1 protein-coding gene is annotated in these 1,001 nt (G+C 60.7%); it reads left to right on the forward strand.

The features are described from left to right. Positions 1-35: 35 nt before the first annotated feature. The coding region (locus C7K08_RS14490; RefSeq protein WP_241537291.1) for a sensor histidine kinase at positions 36-1,001 on the forward strand (966 nt) is incomplete at its 3' end.

A 1,001-nucleotide genomic window follows, 5' to 3' on the forward strand; every position in this document is an offset into this window, starting at 1 on the left:
TGCCTACCATCAGCCGCGCGCCGCTTGAGTATGAGATGACCCTCCTGCTCAACGGGCTAGGGCTGGACCGGGTGTTCCCTGCTCATGCAGTTCTTGACGCGAAAGGCCGGATCCGCCGTGTCGGACCCGCTTTGCGCCGCCGGCTTGAGAGGGACGTTGTCGGGTCCGAGTTCCTGGCGGTCGTCGAGATGGAGCGCCCGAAGTCTGTCAACTCGCTCGAGGCTCTTCGGGTGACGCAAGGACGGCTCATAATGACGATGCCAGCAGCGGGCAATCTTCGGCTGAAAGGTATTGTGGTCAACTCGGGCGTTCAGACTTTCCTCCTCCTTAGCCCGGCAATAGATCGTCATAAAATGGGGGAGCCCTCAGGTCTTCGCTTTGACGACTTCTCGGAGTTGGACAGCTCGCTTGACGCCATTCTCGTCGCCGAGCTGCAGCGCAACAGCCTGGTCGAAGCGGAGGCGCTGATATCGCAGCTGCGTGAAGCGCGGGCGGCGGCTGAATCCGCTGATCGGGCAAAGACAAAGTTTCTTGCTGATGTGAGCCACGAGATTCGCAATCCGCTCAACGGCATTCTTGGCATGTCCGAGATCATGGCTGGGACGGCTTCCGTTCCCCAGTCGATCAAGGCCAACATCGATGTGATCCGATCAGCTGGCAGGACCCTCGAGGCGCTGCTGAGTGACCTGCTTGACCTCGCAAGCGCAGACGCCGGCAAGTTGCGGATCAGCTACGCGCCATTCGACGTCGCGTCCGAGATCTGCGCTGCTGTCGGCCTAAGCCAACAGCAGGCCCGCTCCAAAGGGCTCGACTTCACATTGGAATACGCGCCGGACAGCCTCGCCTGGGCCATGGGCGACGCCACCCGTTTCAGACAGATTGTGTCGAACCTTGCGGGCAACGCCGTCAAGTTCACTCAATCGGGCAGGGTCACGGTTGGCGCTGCTCAGGCTGAGGATCGTGTTGTCATTGACGTTTCTGACACTGGACCCGGAATCTCG

It is taken from the genome of Synechococcus lacustris str. Tous (assembly GCF_003011125.1).
In the GTDB taxonomy this organism is placed as follows: domain Bacteria; phylum Cyanobacteriota; class Cyanobacteriia; order PCC-6307; family Cyanobiaceae; genus Synechococcus_D; species Synechococcus_D lacustris.